The sequence below is a fragment of the Oscillibacter valericigenes genome (assembly GCF_016902445.1).
Classification (GTDB): Bacteria; Bacillota; Clostridia; order Oscillospirales; family Oscillospiraceae; genus Oscillibacter; species Oscillibacter avistercoris.
Map to the genome: position 1 here is coordinate 1 of NZ_JACSNX010000025.1, position 20,574 is coordinate 20,574.

Consider the following 20,574-nt stretch of genomic DNA (forward strand, 5'->3'; position numbering starts at 1 on the left):
AATCGAACTCTGGGCAACCCCGCCCGCTTCAGCACCCGGTGGAGCATGTGGAGCACGCTGTCCGGTGAGATGGGTCCGCCGGTAGGCGAGGGGAATACCCAGTGGCTGCTGCCGACTTTTTTCTTCTGCTCTTTCAGGACGGCTATCGTGTCCTTCGCCAGCGGCAGCGTCCGGTAGGCGTTCTTCGTCTTGAGCGGGGCCTCCACGACCTCGCCGTTGATCCGGGCGATCTGCCGTTTCACCCGGAGGTTGCCATGTTCGAAATCGATGTCCTCCCACTTCAGGCCGAGTAGCTCACCCCGCCGGAGACCAGTGGCCAGCTCAATGTAGTACATCTCGAACACGCCGCTATCTTTGGCTTCTCGCAGGAATGAGGCCAGTTGCTCCACCGGGAGAGTTTTCATCTCCCGATGTTCCAGCTTCGGCAGGGCGCAGCCCTCTGTGGGATCGATGGAGATGATTTTCTGCTCCTTCGCCAGCTTCATGGCCGAGGCGATGATTTGATGGATGTTCCGCACGGTCTTGGGGCTTAGACCTTTGGCTTGGTGTTTGCTCTCGACTCTGTCAATTCTCCCGCTGGTCAACAGCTTCTTGTAGAGCTTCTGTAACTCCAGAGAAGTGAGCTTTTCCAGCGGAATCTTGCCGATATTCGGTTTGATGTGGTTGTCGATGTATCCTCGATATGTCTGGTGGGAAGAGGGCCTCACTTTGATCTTTGCGTAGTTTTCGTACCACTCGTCCATCCAGACGCCTACCGTGTATTTTCCGGTTTTGGTCACATCCAGGCTTTTGGTTTCCTCGATGGCCGCTTTCAGCTTGGCCTTAGCCTCTGCCTGGGTCCTGCCCAGAACGTTTTTGTAGATAGGCTTGCCAGTTTCCGAGTCGCGCCCAGCGGTGTAGCGCCCCTCCCAGCGACCGTCCTTCCTTTTTCTGATGTTGCCTTCGCCGTTGGCCCGTTTCTTTGCCATAGCATCCGCCTCCTTTGCAACGACACAACATACCACAGAGAACAGAAATAGCCAGGGGGAACGCCGATAGTTATCAGTTTGTTAAGAAAGAGCTGCCGGCGGCAGCCCTTTTTCTTTGAATAGCGTATCAAATTTTGACCTGGGGACACCTCATCTTTGCCCTCTCTGTGGCCCGTCTTTCATCCTCGTCCTCGAAGCAGTAGGGCTCCAGCTCCCCGGCAATCCCCATGCCCAGCCGAAAGCCGGCGATGAAGGATGTCAGGGAGGTTTCCTCCCGCAGTTCGTTCTCCAGATCCGCCAGCTGCAGCAGGGTCTCCTGGTCTTGCTGGCCTAACCTCGCTTTGATTTCTCTGTATGCCTGTTCCAATTCCTCCCGGGCTTTTTGAAGCTCCGGCTCTCGGCAGAACCGTGCGTGCAGGGCTTTCATGTAATCGTGCATCGTGCCGCCTCCTTGTCAGCGACACACCATATCACGACTTCCCAGTAATAGCCAGGGGACCGGGCGGAAATTTTCAGAAAAGTAACAACTTGGCTGCCGGGTTGGAAACCTATCTTGTTTTCAGCGACGCATTTTTTGAAGGGGCTTTCGTGCCTCAATAGTCCAGGAACGCCCCAACAGCTCTTTGCGGCTCTAAGAAGACAGCCAAATTCTACAGAGAAAAGCGTCAATGCCACTATTTCATGTGCAGAACAACGCCCTTTCAAAACCCCGCAACTGCCCGCACTGCGGGCAGTTGTGAGCGAACCGGCGCCACAAAAGCGCCGGTTCTTTCTCCTGCTATATTTTCAACGGGTAGGTTCACCCTCGATTTGGGGGTGGAAGCGTGCTCCGGCAGCAGTTGCGGACTTCCGCACACGGGCCCGACAAGGGCTACAAACTTGCTTCGGTGGGCACGGATGCCTGCCCGCCCCCACTCGCCCGACACAACGGCTCACAGGGCCAAACGGGGGGATTTTTCCGCCTTCCGTGAGACGGCCGTTCTCTTTGTCAACGGCGTCGTAATCCCGGCATGGAGTAAACTTTGCATTTCTTCTCTCTGCCCTCCGGCCCTTTAGCCGCCCAAAGTGGGTCCGGGCTTCTGCCCGGAGCTGCGCCCGGCGTATAGCCGGCCGCGATGCTTGCCCCACCCGAGGGTGGGTAAAACCGTCTCTCCAGCCGTTTGCTGCCGACGGTCCCAGTTAATCTATCGCACCGCAGCGAGACGCAGCAATTTCATTTTCCCTGCTTATTCTTTTACCCTTTGAAAAAGGGCCAGGAGGGAAATCCTCCGTTCCAAAACAATGGGGAACAACCGCCCAAATCCGGCCTGTACCCGCTGGGAGGGGGCAGGGACTCTGTCCTACCCCGAAGGGGGCCACACAGCGGCTTACAGGCGGTCATGCGGGGCTTTCCAGCTCCCTCCAGTGCTTCGCCACATGCGGCGCTCTGCAGCCAACTCATACTTTTTCAACTGCCAGATGTGCTTGCGCACCGTATGTTCGTTCATGCCCACTGCCTCGCCGATGGTTTGGATGCTGAACCAGCACTGGTGGGCCTTTTGACTTTCGCATCGCCGCGGGAAACTGTACACCGACAGTTTGCCTGCATTGAGTCCCAGGAGAAACCCTTTATTGGGCAGAGAGAAAAAATCCCTTGTCCACTGTGCTTGCTGTGCCTCGGCGTACTTACGGATGGACAGGCCCTCCACGAACCACTCCTGGAAATAGTCTTTGTACGCAACCAGCACCGTTTTCAAGACGTTGTCCAGAAACTGCAGGTCCTCCTTCCGCTTGACGAAATTGCTTCCGGCGATGCCGGCGAAATGCAGAGGAGCCTGCGGATATCCATGGGGTCACATTCACACTCGAAATTGTAAATTACGTGTAAAACAGCAATTAAAATTGTGCAAAATATCCAAATTTTGAGCAATTATTCACAATTTGTTCATATTTTTGCGTGGGATGGATGTTACCATGAGGGGGCAAAAATCATGGATAAGAAAGGATATGGAATGATGAAAAAACTGTGGTGTTTGCTTTTGTGCGCGATGTTCGTGCTAACAGGATGTTCTTCCAACACGACCGGAACGGCCGATTCGGAGACAGAGACCAATCAGACGGCCGACGTGGAAGAGGAAGGCCCCAGCATGGAGGAACAGGCAGCTGAGCCGCTGACTGTCTACCTGAACGACTTTGATTCGGTGATCCCCGACCTTTTCAAGGAAAAGACCGGTTACGATGTGGAAGTTGTTGTGGGCAACGGCGCCGAGACCATGTCCCGGATCGAAGCGGAAAAATCCAACCCCCAGTGGGACGTGGTGTGGATGGACTCTATGTATGACATCTACAACCTGGATCTGGGCAGCCAGTTGATGACCGACGTGGAGATTGAAAACGCCAGCGGGCTCACGCCTGAGTTCAGCGCGCTGGTCCCCGATGACAAGTGCTTCTATCCCACCGGAGCACATTCCGCCGGTGTCCTGGTGTACCGCAATGACGTGTGGAGCGAGGAGGACGCCCCCAAGTCTTACGCCGATCTGACCGACCCGAAGTATGCGGGTGCGGTTGCCATGGCCGACCCCGGCGTCGCCGCGCCGGCCTATCCTCTGGCGGCTTACTTCATGGATACCCTGGGCATGGAGGGCGGCCAGGAGTTCTTTACCATGCTGTTTGAGCAGGGCCTGAAGGTCTATCCCAAGAACCCGCAGGTGGTGGAGGCCCTGGCCTCCGGCGAGGCCACCATCGCCATGTTGCAGGAATCCAACGCCTATGCCATGATCGCCGACGGCGAGCCCATCACCATTGTGTGGCCCGAGGAGGGCGCGGCTGCCTCTACCCGTGTTGCTGCCATCTGCAAGTCTACCGACCAGCCCGACATTGCGAAGGCGTTTGTTGAATTCCTTCTCGATCCCGAGGTCCAGCAGGAGCTCATCGATACCGGTGACGAGGCGTACTTTACCCCCTCCGTGGAGGGTGTGACCGCAAAGCCGGACCGTGAGCCCAACCCCACCCTGGTGGCGGCAGATGTCCAGTTTGGCGCCGAGAACGAAGCGGACATCAAGGCCTGGTTCGCTGATTATTCTGCACAGTGATGAAAAACAGTGAATCGCGGATCAGCAACGGAGTTTTTGCGATTTTATTCATATTAGTACTGCTGCCTTTGGCAGCAGTACTTTTTCAAATCGTCTGCCCCGGTTTGGAGATCAGCAAATTCTCCCTGGAAAATATATCGATCCTTGGGGACATCTTTACCAGGCCCCTCTGGAGAAAAGCTCTCTTCAACTCTTTGGCTCTGGCGGGAGGCACCACGGTCTGCGGACTGATCGTTGCCGCTTTCCTGGCGTGGGTCCGGGTAAAGTATCAGTTCAAGGGCGCAAAGATGCTGGATCTTGCCGCCTGGGCCCTGATGATCATACCGAGTTTTATCCTGGCTCAGGGCTGGGTCTATTTCGCCTCCGGAAACGGCGTGGCAAAAGCCTGGCTGGGCCTTGACTGGATGAGCGGATTTGTGTTCTCCTATCCCGGCCTTGTGACCGTCATGACCCTGTGCAAGTGGCCCATGGCCTATATCACCATCAGGACCGCCCTGGAATGGGAGCCGGTCCGTCTCATGCATGCGGCAAGGATGAACGGCGCCTCCGGCTTTCAGGTATGGAGGGACATCCAGCTTCCGCTGATGCTGCCCGCCCTGTGCTCGGCGGCCATGCTCATCTTTATGGATACGGTGGGCGACTACGGTTTGTCCTCCACGATCACCGCGGTCTACTCCTATCCCACGCTGCCGTACACGATTTACTCGGCCATCTGTACATCTCCCGCGCGGTTCGATATGGCCGGCGTGCTGTCTCTGTGCCTGATGCTGCTCATCGTGCTGGCCATGTTCATCCAGTACAAGGCGCTGGGAGCGAAGCGATTTGACTTTCTGGACAACGGTACGCAGCAGGCGGTGCCCCAGCGCCTGAGCCGGGGCAGGAACGTCTGCCTCAGCGCCGTGGTCTGGATCTTTGTCCTGATCTCCATTGGCATCCCCGCCGTCTCCAGCCTGGTCATGTCCTTCTCCAGCGCCATCAGCCTCACCAAGTTCACCTTCACGCTGGAAAACTACAAGAATATCCTCTCCGCCGACAGCACCCTGCTGGTGGGAATCGCCCACTCCCTGGGGCTGGCGGTGATCGCGGCGGTGATCGGGCTGGTGATCGCGTTCTGCTGCGCCTACGTCTTGACCTACGCCAAGACGCCGCTGAAGAAGGCCATTGATATGACCACGCTTGTGGCGATGGCCGTCCCCGGGATCGTGCTGGGTGTCGGATACATCTTTGTGTGGAACCAGAAATGGCTGGTCCCCATCGGACTGCACCTGTACGGAACGCCCGCGATCCTGGTGCTGGCAGTGGTGGCGGCAGCGATCCCGCTGATCAATCGAATCCTGGTGGCCGGCATGGCAAAAATCCCCGAATCGCTGTTGATCGCGGCGGAAATGCAGGGGGCGGGATTCTTTACGAAGATCAAAACGATCCTTCTGCCCCTTCTGCACAACAGCTCTGTGTCAGCGGTGCTGTCCGCGTTTGGCGGAAGCATCTTCAATCTTGCCATCACGACGATTTTGTATCCGCCCAACTGGGAGACATTACCGGTGTGGATCTCCGACTCGTATAACGATCTGAAATTCGGCGATGCCGCTGCGGCGACCATCGTCAGCGGCGTCTGCATCATTACGATCATGGCGCTGCTGGAAAGACTTCTCAATATGAGAAAAGCAAGGAAGGGGTGACCAGGATTATATGGAAACGATCCTAAAACTCGATCAAATTCATAAAAACTACGGAAAAAAAGAAGTCCTGAAGGGTGTTTCCCTGGATGTCCAGAAAGGAGAGATCATCTCTGTGCTGGGCCCCTCCGGCTGCGGGAAGTCTACACTTTTGAACATCATCGCTGGGATTCTTCCCATCAACAGCGGGCATGTTCTGCTGAACGGTGTGGAAGTCACTTCCCCCAACAAAATCGTCCCCATCGAAAAAAGAGATCTGAATATGGTGTTCCAGGACTTCGCTCTGTGGCCCCATATGACCGCCAGGGAAAATATCCTGTACGGCCTGAAGCTCAGAAAAGCCACCAGACAGGAACAGGAGGAGAACCTGCAGAAAATGGTGGATTTGCTCCACCTCAACGGCCTGATGGACCAATATCCGGCGGAACTGTCCGGTGGGCAACAGCAGCGGGTGGCGATCGCCAGAGCTCTCATCATGTCTCCTTCCATCATCCTGTTGGATGAACCGCTGTGCAACCTGGATGTCCAGCTGCGCATTGAAATGCGCACCGAAATGGCGCAGATCTTTCGAGAGCTGAAGACAACAGTTTTCCATGTGACCCATGATCCATCTGAGGCGTTTGCCATGGCCGACCAGATCGTTGTCATGAACGACGGGAAAATCGACCAGATCGCAACACCGGAGGCATGCTACCGGCGGCCGGCCACAGCGGTGGTCGCCGGCCTGCTGGGCGCGGGCAATCATATCAGCGGCAGTGCGGGCAAAAGCGACGGCGAATATACAGAGGCACGCATCGCAGGCACTCAGGTGAGAGCACTGAACTTTGCATCCGGCAGCAGTTTGTCTTTATATTTCAGGGCAGAAGACGCTGCATACAGCGACACGGAACGGCCCAACAGCATTCCAGTCCAGGTCGTGATGCCTACATTTGAAGGCGGAATATACCGTATGAAGGCCAAAACACAGGATAGCGAGGAGGTCACGTTTCTGCACACATCCAATCTGAACAAAGGCCAGAAGGGGTATCTTTCCATCGAGCCCGATCAATTATACGCATATGACCGAACTGGAGCTTAAAGGCGGCTACGGGGAGCATGGCAGGAGCTGTTTCCTGCTGAAACAGGAGAACGGGCGCTCTTTGATGTTTGACTGCGGCATCTTGGATACCGATGCCCTTCCGTATCCCAACATCACCCCGGACGAGGCCCGGCAAATCAATTACCTGTTTTTGTCCCACGCCCACAAGGATCACACGGGTGCGGTGCCATACCTGCTCCAACTGGGCTTTCAGGGCGTCATCGCGGCCAGCCCGGAGACCATCCGCCATATCGGCCTGCGCTATGACAAAATCAGGGAATTGGATATCTCCCCCCAAAGCGGCACGGATTTTGAGGGCTTCCAGGTGATTACCGGAAGCAGCGGACACTGCCCTGGCAGCCTGTGGTTTTACGTGTGCTTCGAAAGCGGGTACAAATTCTTCTATTCCGGAGATTTTCAGCCGGATCCTCTGGCCTATCCAGTGGATCTGCCCAAGGACCTGCATGCGGATGTAGCGATCCTTGATATGGCGCACGATACGATCCTGGATACGGCGCCTCTTCTGAGAAATCGTCTCTCGGGAAAGGTGCGGGAATACCTGGCCCGCGGCAAACGGATCATACTGCCGGTTCAGGCCTTCGGCCGGGGTGTGGAAATCCTGTATCTTCTATACAAGACCTGCGCCGGCCATAAGATATGGCTGGATCAGAACATGAAAGTCATAACGGACAGGATCCTAACCGGCTCATCTGTGAAAGAAGATCGGAGGCGGGAATTGACGGATTTCTATCCCGCAGTGAAACAGAATTCCATCGACAATGCGGACATCGTGATAATAGGAGACACCCATCTGGAGCGTCCCGAAAATCAAGCGCTTGTCCGTGCGCTGCTGGAAAAAGACGCAGTCATCATCGGCACCGGCCGGAGAAAAGACGGTTCTTTCATGGCCTCAATGTATGATGAGGGTCAGGCCATTCGGCTTCCATTCCCCCACCACTCCAGCCGGAAAGACGCACGTTTCCTGAGTGAAAGCAACTGCTTTCAGACTGTATTGCCGTTCCATTCCAATGTGAAGGAAGTCTGGAACGGCTGATCAATAAAGGTTCGGCGTCAAATGAAAAGTCGGTTGGGATTGCTGCACAGGCGATCCCAACCGACTTTTTGTATTGCGGATGGGGCGGTAAAATCCGGTGGAACTGCAGGAAGAAGGCTTATGGCATGAGCGAAAAGCGTACAAATTTTTTCTCACCTCTTTGTCAACACCGTATCAAAAACATCCCCGGAAAACCTGGATCAAGGGAAAATATCAGCGGTTCCGCTGGAGCGTTGGAGTTGATAATTTCCTCTGTGTATGGTACTCTACAGGCAGGAAAGGATGGTGCTGTCCCATGATGTATCCCTTTTTGCAGATCGACGGCGATACGGAAATTGTCCATTCCGATACGCTCCCCAATGGCGAGGTCAAGGTGTATATTGAAAAGCCGGATGCCAAAGACGGATTTCATCACGCCTCCTGCTTTCTCCCGGCGTACCGCTGGGAGGACATCTGCGGCTTTACCCCTGAGGAAATTGCCCGGTATCAGGAAGTAATTGAATCGACCGCCCACTTGATTTTGGAGTTTGCTCGGCAGGGAGGCTTTGAGAATGCCTCAGGTCTTTAAAATCGGCCCATATTGGGTGTACTTCTGGGCCAACGAGAATGACCCCCTGGAACCGGTCCACGTCCATGTAGCGAAGGGCGCGCCGTCTGCCAATGCGACAAAGGTGTGGATCACAAAGGCGGGGAAGTGCCTGCTGTGCAACAACAACTCCCAAATTCCGGAGCGGGTGCTGCGGAATATCCTGCGGATCATCGAGGCCCGGAGCAGTGAAGTAATCGAAAAGTGGACCGCTTTCTTTGGTGAGGCCCGCTTTTTCTGCTGACCCAAACCTATGACCCAGACAGGGCAAAATCCCCGTGGAGCGGAGAGGAACAACCTTCGGGTTTGGGGCGATTTCAGGGCCTAAAAGACCCAGAAAGCACTGCGGCGCAGCGGATGGAGAAACCGACGGCAGCTCATAACCCGGAGGTCGTTGGTTCAAGTCCAGCCCCCGCAACCATAAAATCACCGCTTTCCAGCCGGAAAGCGGTGATTTTTATTCACTTTTGCAACTTTTTTGGACGTCCCCGTTTTCTGGACACTTGGGTGACCCAAACCGTGACCCAGACGGGGCAAAAAATCGGCCCGGAGACGGTATTTTCGCCTCCGGGTCCTCTTGCTTTTGGGAGAGATTTTGGGGAGCTTACAGCGCCGCCGTCAGGACTTTTCCCAGGGCCTTCGCCGCCTCCTTCTGGGCCGCTGTCGTGACGTGGGCGTAGGTGTCCAGGGTGAAGCCTGCCGAGAAGTGTCCCAGCATCCCGGACACCGTCTTGATGTCCACTCCGTTCTGAAGGGCCAGTGTTGCGAAGGTATGACGGAGATCGTGGAACCTGACCCGAGGCAATCCTGCCCGTTTCAGCACCCGATGGAGCATATGGAGCACGCTGTCCGGTGAGATGGGCCCGCCGGTGGGTGAGGGGAACACCCAGGAACTGTTGCCGACTTTTTTCTTCTGCTGTTTTAGGACGGCTATCGTGTCCTCTGCCAGGGGCAGCGTCCGGTAGGCGGTCTTGGTTTTCAGTGGAGCTTCCACGATTTCGCCGTTGATCCGGGCGATTTGCCGTTTTACCCGGAGGTCACCTTTCTCCAAATCAATGTCCTCCCATTTCAGGCCGAGCAACTCTCCCCGTCGAAGGCCAGTTGCCAGTTCCACATAGTACATCTCGAATACCCCGCTGTCTTTCGCTTCCCGGAGGAAGGAGGCCAGTTGCTCCACCGGGAGAGTTTTCATCTCTCTGTGCTCCAGTTTGGGCAGGGCACATCCCTCGGTAGGGTCACTGGCGATGATTTTCTGCTCCTTGGCCAGTTTCATGGCCGAGGCGATGATCTGGTGGATGTTCTGCACGGTCTTAGGGCTTAGACCTTTGGCTTGGTGTTTGCTCTCAATTCGATCCACCCGGCCTTTTTCCAGCAATTTCTTGTAGAGCTTCTGCAACTCCAGAGAAGTGAGTTTTTCCAGGGGAATTTTTCCGATGTTTGGTTTGATGTGGTTGTCGATGTACCCTCGGTAGGTCAGGTGAGAGGACGGTCTCACTTTCACCTTTGCGTAGTTCTCAAACCACTCATCCATCCAGGCACCCACTGTGTACTTTCCCGCCTTGGTGATGTCCAGACTCTTAGTTTCCTCGATGGCTGCTTTCAGCTTCATTTTGGCCTCCGCCTGGGTGCGGCCCAGGACATTTTTGTAGATGGGCTTGCCGGTCTCAGGGTCGTGTCCGGCGGTGTACCGCCCTTCCCATCTCCCGTCTTTTCTTTTTCTGATGTTTCCCTCTCCGTTGGCTCTCTTTTTCGCCATACGTGTCGCCTCCTGTCAGCGGCAAAGCATACCACGACGTGGGTCTAATAGCCAGGGGCCCTTCACCGATGTCTACTCCTGCGCCGCCTGCTTCTACGCCGCCATCACAGGATTTTTACCGCCGGAATCCCTGGAACGGATGGACGAGGACACCCTGGTGCCCATCTCCCAGTGCGGCATCGAAATCCCCGAATACTTAGACAAGGCCATTCTGAAAGGCCTTGCCGTCCAGCCAGAGGATCGCTTCCAGTCCGCGGCGGAATTCCTGGACGCAATCGAGAGCCAGCAGATCGTGGAGGTGCCCGCCTCCGGTGGTGCGACCACGCCTGCGCCGGAGAAGAAAAAAGTCAAGCCCGCCCTCATCGCCGGGATTGCAGCTCTGGTCGTGGCAGTTGCTGTCGGCGTCGGCATCGCCATTGGCGGCAGGGGCGGGCAGGCAGCGGTTGATGCAGACGGTGAGGAGATCCAACTGGTGGAGGCGGAGGTGCCCTCCATCACCATCCGGGGCGTAGAATATAGCACCGATTTGACGGAGCTGGATCTAAGCGGAATGGGATTGAATGACGCAGACATTGAACCGCTGCACTATATGGTCAACCTCACAGGACTGAATCTGGCGGGGAATGATCTGACAGATCTAAGCCCGCTGGCGCCCCTGACAAATCTAAAAAGCCTGCGCTTAGGCGGGTTCAGTGAAACGGATACTTACGGAGACAACATACACCTCAGCGACTTATCCCCGCTCTCCGATCTTACCAATCTGGAGCGGCTCTATCTCTCACGCCAGAGTGCGATCAGCGACCTATCGCCTCTGCAGAATTTGACAAATCTGAAAAAACTGGAGATGGCCGGACAACGATATAATTACAGAGGAGACGGTCCGATCACAGACCTGGGGCCTTTGGCTGGATTGACAAAGTTGGAATCCTTAGATTTGGATCTGGGGGCCGTAGAAAGTCTGGAGCCTTTATCCGGCCTTGTAAATTTGCAGGAGATCTATTTTTATGCCGGGTCCATCGGCCCGGACCTGCGTGCTTTCTCTCAGATGGCAGATCTTCGTTCTCTGGATCTATATACAGACGGTTTGGAAAGTTTGGAGGGATTGGAACCGCTCTCAAAGTTAGAGTTCCTGCGGATCAGTGGGGTCAATCCCTTCACGGACCTGTCTCCGCTGGCCAATTTGACCAGCCTGACACAGTTGGAATTGACTGGAGCATTTTCTGACATCACACCGCTTGGGAATTTGACAGAGCTGCGATCGCTCTTTCTGTCTCCAACCGAAGAGGGGGCATATCTGACAGACCTCTCTCCCCTTGCAAATTTGAAGGACGTAGAAAACCTGGTGCTGTATGTGCGGGAAGTAACGGATATCTCTCCACTTGCAGAAATGGACAGCCTACATACGCTCACGATCGGAGAGTGGAATGGTCCTAAAATACAGGATTGGTCTCCGGTGGACCATGTGCCAGACGTGATGAAGAGCTAATGCGACCTCCTGCTGAGGGAACCAGAGTGGCTGACCCAAACTCTGACCCAGATCGCTGAAAATCGCTGTGGAGCGGAGAAGAACAACCTTCGGGTTTTGTGCCATTTCAGGCCCCAAGAGGTCTGGAAAGCACTGTGCCGCAGCGGATGGAGAAACCGACGGCAGCTCATAACCCGGAGGTTGTTGGTTCAAGTCCAGCCCCCGCAACCACAAAAACACCGCTTTCCAGCCGGAAAGCGGTGATTTTCTCTACCTTTTTGCAACTTTTGTGGACGTCCCCATTTTCTGGACACCGGAGTGACCCAAACCGTGACCCAGACGGGTCAAAAAATCGGCCCGGAGGCGGCATTTCCGCCTCCGGGCCTTTCTTCTTTTTCGAGGGATTTTTAGGAGTTTACAGCGCCGCCGTCAGGACCTTTTCCATGGTCCTGGCAGCCTCCTTCTGGGCCGCTGTCGTGACGTGGGCGTAGGTGTCCAGGGTGAAACCTGCCGAGAAGTGCCCCAGCATCCCGGACACCGTCTTGATGTCCACCCCGTTCTGGAGTGCCAGGGTTGCGAACGTGTGCCGGAGATCGTGGAACCGAACTCTGGGCAACCCCGCCCGCTTCAGCACCCGGTGGAGCATATGGAGCACGCTGTCCGGCGAAATGGGCCCGCCGGTTGGTGAGGGGAACACCCAGTGGCTGCTGCCGACTTTTTTCTTCTGCTGTTTTAGGACGGCTATCGTGTCCTCCGCCAGAGGCAGTGTGCGGTAGGCGTTCTTCGTCTTGAGCGGGGCCTCCACTACCTCGCCGTTGATCCGGGCGATCTGCCGTTTCACCCGGAGGTTGCCTTGATTCAAATCGATGTCCTCCCATTTGAGGCCGAGCAGCTCGCCTTTCCGCAGGCCCGTGGCCAGCTCCGCGTAGTACAGCTCGAATACCCTGCTCTCCTTGGCTTCCCGCAGGAAGGGCGCCAGCTGCTCTACCGGAAGGGTCTGCATCTCCTTGTGCTCCAGCTTCGGCAGGGCACAGCCTTCGGTGGGATCGGTGGCAATCAGCCTCTGCTCCTTCGCCAGCTTCATGGCCGAGGCGATGATCTGGTGGATATTCCGCACCGTCTTGGCGCTCAGGCCCTTTTCCTGGTGCTTGCTTTCAATCCGGTCCACCCGCCCCTTTTCCAGCGGGACTTTGCCGATATTCGGCTTAATGTGGTTATCGATGTACCCCCGGTAGGTCTGGTGGGAAGACGGCCGAACTTTTACCTTTGCGTAGTTTTCAAACCACTCGTCTATCCACTTTCCATTAGAGCCACTGTAATCAGAAACTTAAGAAAGAGCTGCCAACGGCAGCTCTTTTTTGAATTGGCATATCAGTTTTTGACCAGTGGAGCTCCTGGTTGGGCTCTTTCAATGATCCGCCTTTCTTCTTTGCCCTCAAAGCAGCAGAGTTCGATTTCCCTGGCGATCCCCATGCACGGCTGAAACCCGGCGGCGAAGGGCGCCGCAGAGATTTCTGCCTGCGGCTCGATCTCCAGATTTTCCGGCTGCCGCAGAACATCCTGGTCCTGTCGGCCGGACTTCTCGTTAAGACCTCTATAAGCTCGTCTCAGCCCATCTATCTCTTGCGGCCTGGCCCCTTTTACCACGGCTGAAAATAGCGATTGCAGTCCTCTTGGGCCTGCTTCAGCGCTTCTTCTGGGGAACATACCCCCAAAACCGCCCGCTGGATGTGGGAGGCCAGAATCGTCTCCAGCTTCAACTCGCTGAAATTGCTGTAATAGGTGCTGTCCCGGCGGCGCTGGGCGTAGGGAAAGCTCTTTCTGGCGGTGGAGAGCCAGGGGTACTGCTCATTGATGTCCCGGTTGCTGTAGGCGGATCGGCAGGGGGAGAGACCGCCCAGCATGGTGAAGACAGGTGCCACCAGGTCCGCATACAGCCACTCCAAAAACGCACAGGCAGCCTCGGGGCAGGTGCAGCTCTGGGTGATCCCGATCACGCCGCCGCCCAAGAGCGGCTTTCCGCCAGGGACGGGGGCAAAGCCCAGCTTACCGGCAATTCGGGACATCTGAGAGTTCAGGATGTGGGAGGCATAGTTGATAAACACCACCGTCATGGCGGCCGTCCCATCGGCAAAGCCCTCGAGAGCATTTTTCCAGAAATCATAGATCGTCCGATCCGAATAAGAATAGGTCTCCCGGTAGTTTTCCAGCGCGCGCAGCGCCTCCGGCGTGTCCAGAGTGATCCGGCCCTGACGATCCAGGAGACGTCCGTTCTCCGCAAAAAGGCGGGGCATGAATTCGCTGGGGCTCACGACAACATTGCCGATGGCTACCGTTGAACCGTACTGTGTGGGGGAGGCGGCGTTGCAGCTTTTGGTAAAGAAAGACGCAATGCGATTGTAGTCGAGGAAGGTCTTTGGAACAGCAAGCTCCTCCCGGAAGGTCTCAAAATACATCCGCTTATAGGTGGGATCGGAAAACAGATCCCGCCGGTAAAACAGCAGCTGGATACTGGGATCATAGGGAATGCAGCAGCGGACGCCATGAGCGGTGGCGAAATGCTGCCCCAGTTCCGGAATGGCCCTTGACAGCAAGGCATCCCAATCAAAGGGGATCTGGGAGAGGGGGCGATAGACGGTCTCGCCCAGCTCATCCAGCCAGGCCACATCCATGCGGATCAGATCGTATTGGCTGCGGGCGGGAGACTGGATGACGCTGTACACATCCCGTAGAGAGGGCAGTACCGTCATATCCAGATGGATACCGGAGGTTTTCTCGAGATGCGGTGCCAGCCGGGCCAGAGCAGTGGTCGAGGGAGAGGCCATTGTCAGCATCCGCAGAGTCCGGGAATGCAGCTGGGCGGGCACCTTGGGTATGGTGCGGAACCCGTCATTTTCCAGACGCAGATTCCTGGGCAGCGGCTTTCCCTGTTCCAGTCGGGCCAGCAGATGCTTCACAATTTTATGGGCCAGACGCTTGTAATCCAGCTCATAGACTGAGGCTTCCGGGTCTGTCACAGCGGCCTTTGTGGCCAGTGTGACAAAGCGGGGCAGCGGAAGCTGGCTGGAGTAGGCGCTGGCTGCTCGGATTGCATCCTCCCTGCGGCGATCTGAACATACGATATAGTCATATCTTTGACCGCCGTCGAAAAAACCAAAAGCCTGCAGACCGATCTGATAGTTCCGGCAGTCCAGAAACCGAACTTCCCCCATGTCCTGGAAACCGGAACGGATCCCCCTGACAAACAAAGAGGCATCCGGCAGTTCTGCGGACTCTGTGAAGACGCCGATTCGAGCCGCGCCCTGAGAGTGGATATAAGCCGCGATCTCCTGGCCGGCCCGCTCCGGATCAAATCCTGCGTACATCACATCCGGCTGTTCTGGACCTTCTCGCTGCAGAAAGACCAGCGGCAGATCCGGTGCCTCTGTCCGGTAATGTGAAAGAGCATCAGTCAGACAGGTACTGGTGATGATCGCACTGAAACGGGTATTCAAGGCCTCTGCCAGCATGGACAGTTCCCGGCTTTCCATGGAGCGGGTGGAATAGAGTTGAACCGAGTATCCCTTTTGTGAAAACTCGCTTTGAAAGACCTCATACATGGCGGCCCAATGGGTATATTCGATCCCCGGCAGCAGCACAGCGATGGCGCGGTCCTTTCCGAGACGCAGGCTCTGCGCCTTGGCATTGACCTTGTAGCCCAATTTTTCGGCCGCCTGCCAGACGAGGCGCATTTTTTCCACGCTGACATTTCCACGGCCGTTGATGACATTTGAGACCGTTCCGTGGGAGACGCCGGCTTCCCTTGCGATATCTTTGATAGTGGGCATACCGCCACCTCCTTCTATATAGTATTGTACTATGGCTTTGAAATGCTGGCAAGACCAAAATAGCATGCTGATATTATATGCAATTCGTATAAAATGAAAATATAAGTCATGTGCAATCTGATAAAAATATATCGAATTGCACAATAATTTTCAAAAATAAAATTGACACGTTCCAATTTTATGATATGATAAAAACAGAAGGCCCATAGGAGCATATTTCAAGGAATTGCGTGAAAAGGAGATGTCATCTATGAAGAAGTTTCTCAGCTTAGCACTTTCCGTTCTGATGCTTCTGTCCCTACTTACCGGCTGCGGAGGAGATACGCCTTCAGAGGACGGCGGGAACAGCGAGGAGACCTCGCAGACCGGCGGCAAGCTGGTGGTGTACTCCGCTCTGAACGAGGACAACACCATCGCCATCGCGCAGCAGTTCAAGGAGGATACCGGCATTGAGATTGAGTATATCTCCCTGGGCGGCGGCGACGCTGTGGCCCGCGTGCAGGCAGAGATGAACAATCCCCAGGCGGACTTCCTGGTGGGCGGCTCCGTGGACCTGTACGGTTCTCTGGCGGAGGCCGGGGCTTTCGTGGAGTATGACTCTCCCAACAACGACGACCTGGACGAGCGGTTCAACGACCCCAACCACCTGTGGCAGGGCTGGTACATGGGCGTTCTGAGCATCATCATCAACGAAGAGCGGTTCCAGGAGGAACTGGCCTCCCAGGGCCTGGCGGAGCCCACCACCTGGGACGACCTGCTGGACCCCGCCTATAAGGATGTGTTCGTTTGGGCCAATCCCACCACCGCCGGCGGCGCCTATATTGCCACAGCCTGCCAGATTTTCCGTCTGGGCGAGGATGCCGCCTGGGAGTATCTGAAGGCGCTGGATCAGAATGTCCATCACTACTATCAGGGCGCCGGCGACGTCATCAGCCCCGTTGCCACTGGCGAGTTCATCGCCTCCATCGCCTGGGCCCACGACAGCTTCAAGACCCAGCAGGAGGGCTATCCCCTCAAGCTCATCGTCCCCGAGCAGACCGCCTATGAGATCGGCGGCGCTGCCATCATCAACGGCGGTCCCAACACCGAAAACGCCAAGATCTTCATGGACTGGCTGCTGACCAAGGAAGCCCAGGAGCTGAGCGTGGAGACCTCTTACCGCTATCCCGTCCGCAGCGATGTGGCCGCTCCCGAGGGTCTGCCCGCTCTTGACGAGGTGGATCTGGTGGACTATGACCGGGACAAGGCCACCGAGATGAAGGAGTCTGTTCTGGAGAAGTTCGAGGCCGAGATCATGGCCAATCGCGCCTGATCCTGATCTCCCGATCCAAAAGCGCCTGCCTGCCGCATAGGCAGGCGCTTTTGCAGTCTCTGTGCACCTGAAAGGAGGAATCTGCCATGGCTGTCGGCACGTCTGCCAGAGAGTCTCTCAAAGAGATGAAGCGGTTGAAAAATGAGCCGCTTCTGCTGCTGGCGATCATTGCTATCATTCTGTTTGTGGGTCTGTTCGTGGTCTATCCGGTCATCAAGGTGATCCTGTTCCCGGACGGAGCCACCTATATGGAGTTGTTCAGCCGTCCCCGCTGGTTCACCGCCATCAAGAACAGTCTCTTCATGACGCTGGTCTCCACAATCTCCTGTACGGCGGTGGCATTCCTGTTCGCCTATGTCATCGCCCGGCTGGATGTGCCCTGCAAGGGGCTGTTCCGCTTCATCACCTTGCTGCCCATCGTCTCGCCGCCCTTTATCGTGGCGCTGAGCTACATCCTGCTCTTCGGCGTCCAGGGCATCATCACCAAGGGCCTGCTGGGCCTGCATGTGGATATCTACGGCCGGCTAGGACTTTGGATTGTGCAGACCGTCACGTTTTTCCCGTATGCCTACTCGGTGATCTATGGCGTCATGCGGGGGATCTCCACGAATCTGGAGTACGCGGCCTATAACATGGGTGCCAGCCGGTGGCAGGTGTTCCGGGACGTGTTCTGGCCCCTGTGCCGCCCCGGCGTGGCCGGCGGCGCCCTGATCGCGGCCATCAATGTGCTGACGGATTTCGGCAACCCCATCATGATCGGCGGCGATCTGGCTCTGCTGCCCACGGAGGCGTACATGCAGATCAACGGTTGGTACGACATGAGCACCGCCTCCGTTCTGGCGGTGGCGTTGCTGATCCCGGCGGTGGTGCTGTTCCTGGTGAACCGCTTCTGGGTCGGCCGCCGGTCCTACATCACCATCACCGGCAAAGAGATCTCGCTGAATCCCTTCCCGGTGCCCAAGTGGGTGAAGTGGTCGCTCTTCACCCTGACCATGCTGATCTCCCTGTTCGTCCTGCTGGTGTACGGGACGCTGTTCTACGGTGCCTTCACCAAGACCTGGGGCTATGACTGGTCCTTCACCTGGGAGAACCTGCAGTACGTGTTCTTGAAGGGAAAGCAGATCTGGAACTCCATCAAGTACGCCTTCCTGGCATCTCTTGGGGCGGCTTTCCTCGCCATGGTGCTGGCCTACATCGTCCAGAAAAAGCAGGTGGGCCTCAACAAGTTCCTGGATTTCCTGGCCATCCTGCCCGGCGCTATTCCCGGCATGTTCCTGGGCATCGGATTTGTTCTGGCGTTCAACGGCGGCTGGCTGTCCCTGACGGGGACGGGCGCCATCATGGTGCTGGCGCTGCTGTTCTGGAATCTGCCCACCTGCTACAGCGCGGCGACAGCCGGCCTGCAGCAGATCGGCGCCTCGGTGGAGGATGCGGCCCTGAATCTGGGGGCCAACAGCTTCCGCTCCTTCAAGGACGTCATCATTCCGTTGCTGAAGGCGCCGTTCCTCTCGGGCTTCGTGCTGTCGTTCCTGCGGTCGGTCACCTGCCTCAGCGTGGTGATCTTCCTCTACGCACCCTCCACCACCGTGGGCACCATCTCCGTGATGGTCCTGGTGCAGAGCGGACAGTGGGGCGAGGCGGCGGCCTTTACCGTGGTGCTCATCACCATCGCATTCACCGTGCTGCGGCTGGCCCAGTGGATCCTGGGCCGCCAGGGCATCAAGTTGGAACTGTAAAGGGAGGCGGAACGTATGGATGCTTATATTGAATTTCGGAACGTCGTCAAGAAGTTCGACGACTTTGTGGCTCTGGACCACGTGTCCCTGCAGATCCCAAAGGGGGCGTTCGTGACGCTGCTGGGCCCCTCCGGCTGCGGCAAGACCACCCTGATGCGCCAGCTGGCGGGCTTTTCCGAGCCGGAGGAGGGAGACGTCCTGGTGGACGGCAAGCGGATGAACGGCCTGCCGCCCTTCAAGCGCAACACGCCGCTGGTGTTCCAGGAGTACGCCCTGTTCCCCCACATGACGGTGTATGAGAACATCTCCTACGGCCTGAAGCTGAAAAAGACGCCTAAGGAGGAGAAGGACCGCAAGGTAGCGGAGATGCTGGAGATGTTCAACCTCCAGGGGCTGGAGGGGCGGTTCCCCAAACAGCTCTCCGGCGGCCAGCAGCAGCGGGTGGCCTTTGCCCGGGCCCTGGTAATGGGGCAGGAGATCCTGCTGCTGGATGAGCCCCTCAGCAACCTGGACGCCAAGCTCCGGGTGGAGGTGCGGACGGAGCTGCGGCAGATCCAGCAGAAGTTCGGGATCACCACCATGTACGTCACCCACGACCAGGACGAGGCCCTGTCCATGTCGGACATCATCGCCGTGATGCGCAGAGGCCGCATCGAGCAGATCGGCAGCCCCTGGGAGATCTACTTCCGCCCCGCCAACCGCTTTGTGGCGGATTTCGTCGGCACGGTGAACTTCCTGGAGGGCACGGCCCGGCGGGAGGCGGACGGCAGCCTGTCCGTGGACCACATGGGAATGCGCCTCCGGGTGGACGAGGACACGGACCTTCAGGGCGGCGAGCCGGTGACCCTGGTGGTCCGACCGGAGGGTATCAGCCTGCTGGGGCTGGAGGAGCCTGCCCCAGAGGGCACGGCGCTCCATGGCGTCATCGAGAACTACAGCTTCCTGGGGCGCATGATCCGTTACTGGGTGCGGGTGGGCACGGAGGTGTTCGTCATCGACGACGCCAACGTGGACCTGACCGGCGCCCGCACCGGCGATGTGCAGCTGCGCCTGGATACCCGCAAGCTCCACGTGCTGAAAGGCGGTGGTGCGGATGCTGCTGGCTGATTTCATCAACGTGGGCTATGGCGACGCGATCCTGCTGCGGGAGAGGGAGACGCCCTTCACCATGCTGGTGGACTGCGGTGACGTCCATATCGGGCGCTCCCGCCCGGACGGGCAGCGGATTACTGCGGCGGACTACCTGCGCAGAGAGGGGATTCGGGAGCTGGACGTGCTGGTGCTGACCCATCTCCACCTGGACCACGCCGGCGGGCTGGCCCATCTGCTGCCGGAAGTCCGGGTGCGGGAATTCTGGACCAACTACCTCCCGCCGGAGGAGACCTGGGGTCGCACGCTTCCGGTCCCGCCGGACTGGACAGCCGGCGCCCGGTGCCTGATGACCTCCATGGGGATCTATCTGAAGGCCCTGGCGCACCTGCGGGATCAGGGGGCAGAGATCCGGCTGATCCGCGAGCCCTGCGCCTGTCGGCTGACCGAGACGCTGACCGCCGGAATTTTTCTGGAGGACGAGACACTCCGCCGGCGGCAGGCCGCCATCTGGGAGGATGTCCTTTCCGGCGCTGCCGGCGGCGGGGATCTGGAGTCACTGGACGGCTTTATCAACAACACCAGCATCCGCCTGCGGCTGTCCTGCGCCGGACAGGAGATTGAGCTGCCGGGAGATGTGTATGCCTCCTGCTGGGAGCAGCACCAGCTCCCGCCCTGCACCATTATGAAGCTGCCTCACCACGGACACGGGGACGCCCTGACACCCCGGCTTCTGGAGATGCTGCGGCCGCGGTACGCCGTTATCTCGGTCTCGGATGATCGGACAGATGACTGCCCCAGCAGAAAGATTCTTCGGCTTTTGTCGCAGCTCGGCGTTGAATGCTTTTTCACAGATGCAGTGCCGTGTCAGCACACGCAGGCTCAGCCTCATTTGGCCATACGTTTTCAGATTGAAGAGGGAGCTCTCAAGGTGTTGAACGTGTAAAAAGATGCGG

At 57.2% G+C, this 20,574-nt stretch carries 18 protein-coding genes and 1 pseudogene; 12 read left to right on the top strand and 7 right to left on the bottom strand.

Annotated features, from left to right (window positions below; translation table 11 throughout):
- The 3 genes from H9X91_RS12155 to H9X91_RS12165 form a co-directional block, all read right to left on the bottom strand.
- Positions 1-968, bottom strand: a 968-nt coding sequence (locus H9X91_RS12155) for a tyrosine-type recombinase/integrase (protein ID WP_204805388.1), incomplete at its 3' end; no start/stop codon positions are given.
- 127 nt (positions 969-1,095) lie between these two features.
- Complete coding sequence (locus H9X91_RS12160) at positions 1,096-1,407, bottom strand: DUF6809 family protein (protein ID WP_204805390.1); 312 nt, start codon at positions 1,405-1,407, stop codon at positions 1,096-1,098.
- Between the two features lie 928 nt (positions 1,408-2,335).
- On the bottom strand, positions 2,336-2,704 hold the full coding sequence (locus H9X91_RS12165) for a hypothetical protein (protein ID WP_204805392.1): 369 nt from the start codon (positions 2,702-2,704) through the stop codon (positions 2,336-2,338).
- 390 nt (positions 2,705-3,094) lie between these two features.
- Here H9X91_RS12165 and H9X91_RS12170 point away from each other — a divergent pair, with 390 nt between their 5' ends.
- The 6 genes from H9X91_RS12170 (at position 3,095) to H9X91_RS12195 (ending at position 8,677) form a co-directional block, all read left to right on the top strand.
- A complete protein-coding gene (locus tag H9X91_RS12170) occupies positions 3,095-4,039 on the top strand; it encodes an extracellular solute-binding protein (protein ID WP_243414537.1) in 945 nt (314 codons plus the stop codon).
- 194 nt (positions 4,040-4,233) lie between these two features.
- A complete protein-coding gene (locus H9X91_RS12175) occupies positions 4,234-5,718 on the top strand; it encodes an ABC transporter permease (protein ID WP_243414538.1) in 1,485 nt (494 codons plus the stop codon).
- 10 nt (positions 5,719-5,728) lie between these two features.
- Positions 5,729-6,793, top strand: a complete 1,065-nt coding sequence (locus H9X91_RS12180; protein ID WP_204805397.1) for an ABC transporter ATP-binding protein — start codon at positions 5,729-5,731, stop codon at positions 6,791-6,793.
- Positions 6,774-7,847, top strand: coding sequence for an MBL fold metallo-hydrolase (locus H9X91_RS12185; protein WP_204805398.1), 1,074 nt, complete (start codon positions 6,774-6,776; stop codon positions 7,845-7,847). Before H9X91_RS12180 ends, H9X91_RS12185 begins: the two co-directional genes overlap by 20 nt.
- 97 nt (positions 7,848-7,944) lie before the next feature.
- The gene (locus H9X91_RS14460; protein ID WP_243414539.1) at positions 7,945-8,415 is read left to right on the top strand and encodes a hypothetical protein; all 471 of its coding nucleotides are present in this window, start codon (positions 7,945-7,947) and stop codon (positions 8,413-8,415) included.
- Positions 8,399-8,677 (top strand): DUF4160 domain-containing protein, encoded by a 279-nt coding sequence (locus H9X91_RS12195; protein ID WP_204805399.1) that lies wholly within the window; start codon positions 8,399-8,401, stop codon positions 8,675-8,677. The genes H9X91_RS14460 and H9X91_RS12195 overlap by 17 nt, the downstream gene beginning before the upstream one ends.
- Positions 8,678-9,037: 360 nt before the next feature.
- Here the strand turns inward: H9X91_RS12195 and H9X91_RS12200 are convergent, their stop codons facing one another.
- Positions 9,038-10,189, bottom strand: a complete 1,152-nt coding sequence (locus tag H9X91_RS12200) for a tyrosine-type recombinase/integrase (RefSeq protein ID WP_204805400.1) — start codon at positions 10,187-10,189, stop codon at positions 9,038-9,040.
- 139 nt (positions 10,190-10,328) lie between these two features.
- Between H9X91_RS12200 and H9X91_RS12205 the strand changes: the two genes are divergently transcribed.
- Positions 10,329-11,675, top strand: a complete 1,347-nt coding sequence (locus H9X91_RS12205; RefSeq protein ID WP_204805401.1) for a hypothetical protein — start codon at positions 10,329-10,331, stop codon at positions 11,673-11,675.
- 394 nt (positions 11,676-12,069) lie between these two features.
- Here the strand turns inward: H9X91_RS12205 and H9X91_RS12210 are convergent, their stop codons facing one another.
- Both H9X91_RS12210 and H9X91_RS14635 read right to left on the bottom strand, forming a co-directional pair.
- Positions 12,070-12,822, bottom strand: a complete 753-nt coding sequence (locus H9X91_RS12210; RefSeq protein WP_338111983.1) for a tyrosine-type recombinase/integrase — start codon at positions 12,820-12,822, stop codon at positions 12,070-12,072.
- An 18-nt stretch (positions 12,823-12,840) separates the two neighbouring features.
- Positions 12,841-12,948: pseudogene (locus tag H9X91_RS14635) on the bottom strand (tyrosine-type recombinase/integrase); the annotation flags it as partial.
- Positions 12,949-13,052: 104 nt separating this feature from the next.
- Between H9X91_RS14635 and H9X91_RS12215 the strand changes: the two are divergent.
- A complete protein-coding gene (locus H9X91_RS12215; protein ID WP_204805402.1) occupies positions 13,053-13,307 on the top strand; it encodes a hypothetical protein in 255 nt (84 codons plus the stop codon).
- On the opposite strand, the gene H9X91_RS12220 is transcribed toward H9X91_RS12215, so the two are convergent.
- Complete coding sequence (locus tag H9X91_RS12220; protein WP_204805404.1) at positions 13,295-15,481, bottom strand: extracellular solute-binding protein; 2,187 nt, start codon at positions 15,479-15,481, stop codon at positions 13,295-13,297. The genes H9X91_RS12215 and H9X91_RS12220 overlap by 13 nt on opposite strands.
- Positions 15,482-15,731: 250 nt before the next feature.
- Here H9X91_RS12220 and H9X91_RS12225 point away from each other — a divergent pair, with 250 nt between their 5' ends.
- From H9X91_RS12225 to H9X91_RS12240, 4 genes are all read left to right on the top strand, one after another.
- The gene (locus H9X91_RS12225; RefSeq protein ID WP_204805406.1) at positions 15,732-16,793 is read left to right on the top strand and encodes an ABC transporter substrate-binding protein; all 1,062 of its coding nucleotides are present in this window, start codon (positions 15,732-15,734) and stop codon (positions 16,791-16,793) included.
- An 86-nt stretch (positions 16,794-16,879) separates the two neighbouring features.
- Positions 16,880-18,529 (top strand): ABC transporter permease, encoded by a 1,650-nt coding sequence (locus H9X91_RS12230; RefSeq protein WP_204805408.1) that lies wholly within the window; start codon positions 16,880-16,882, stop codon positions 18,527-18,529.
- Positions 18,530-18,544: 15 nt separating this feature from the next.
- Positions 18,545-19,636, top strand: a complete 1,092-nt coding sequence (locus H9X91_RS12235) for an ABC transporter ATP-binding protein (RefSeq protein ID WP_204805410.1) — start codon at positions 18,545-18,547, stop codon at positions 19,634-19,636.
- Positions 19,623-20,564 (top strand): ComEC/Rec2 family competence protein, encoded by a 942-nt coding sequence (locus H9X91_RS12240; protein ID WP_204805411.1) that lies wholly within the window; start codon positions 19,623-19,625, stop codon positions 20,562-20,564. Before H9X91_RS12235 ends, H9X91_RS12240 begins: the two co-directional genes overlap by 14 nt.
- Positions 20,565-20,574 lie beyond the last annotated feature (10 nt).

Excerpts from the sequence above, each read along its gene's own strand:
- H9X91_RS12180 (WP_204805397.1), top strand. The coding sequence starts at position 5,729 with ATGGAAACGATCCTAAAACTCGATCAAATTCATAAAAACTACGGAAAA.
- H9X91_RS12240 (WP_204805411.1), top strand. The coding sequence starts at position 19,623 with ATGCTGCTGGCTGATTTCATCAACGTGGGCTATGGCGACGCGATCCTG.
- H9X91_RS12170 (WP_243414537.1), top strand. The coding sequence starts at position 3,095 with ATGGAGGAACAGGCAGCTGAGCCGCTGACTGTCTACCTGAACGACTTT.
- H9X91_RS12205 (WP_204805401.1), top strand. The coding sequence starts at position 10,329 with ATGGACGAGGACACCCTGGTGCCCATCTCCCAGTGCGGCATCGAAATC.
- H9X91_RS12160 (WP_204805390.1), bottom strand. The coding sequence starts at position 1,407 with ATGCACGATTACATGAAAGCCCTGCACGCACGGTTCTGCCGAGAGCCG.
- H9X91_RS12195 (WP_204805399.1), top strand. The coding sequence starts at position 8,399 with ATGCCTCAGGTCTTTAAAATCGGCCCATATTGGGTGTACTTCTGGGCC.
- H9X91_RS12230 (WP_204805408.1), top strand. The coding sequence starts at position 16,880 with ATGGCTGTCGGCACGTCTGCCAGAGAGTCTCTCAAAGAGATGAAGCGG.
- H9X91_RS12220 (WP_204805404.1), bottom strand. The coding sequence starts at position 15,481 with ATGCCCACTATCAAAGATATCGCAAGGGAAGCCGGCGTCTCCCACGGA.
- H9X91_RS12200 (WP_204805400.1), bottom strand. The coding sequence starts at position 10,189 with ATGGCGAAAAAGAGAGCCAACGGAGAGGGAAACATCAGAAAAAGAAAA.
- H9X91_RS12185 (WP_204805398.1), top strand. The coding sequence starts at position 6,774 with ATGACCGAACTGGAGCTTAAAGGCGGCTACGGGGAGCATGGCAGGAGC.
- H9X91_RS12235 (WP_204805410.1), top strand. The coding sequence starts at position 18,545 with ATGGATGCTTATATTGAATTTCGGAACGTCGTCAAGAAGTTCGACGAC.
- H9X91_RS12225 (WP_204805406.1), top strand. The coding sequence starts at position 15,732 with ATGAAGAAGTTTCTCAGCTTAGCACTTTCCGTTCTGATGCTTCTGTCC.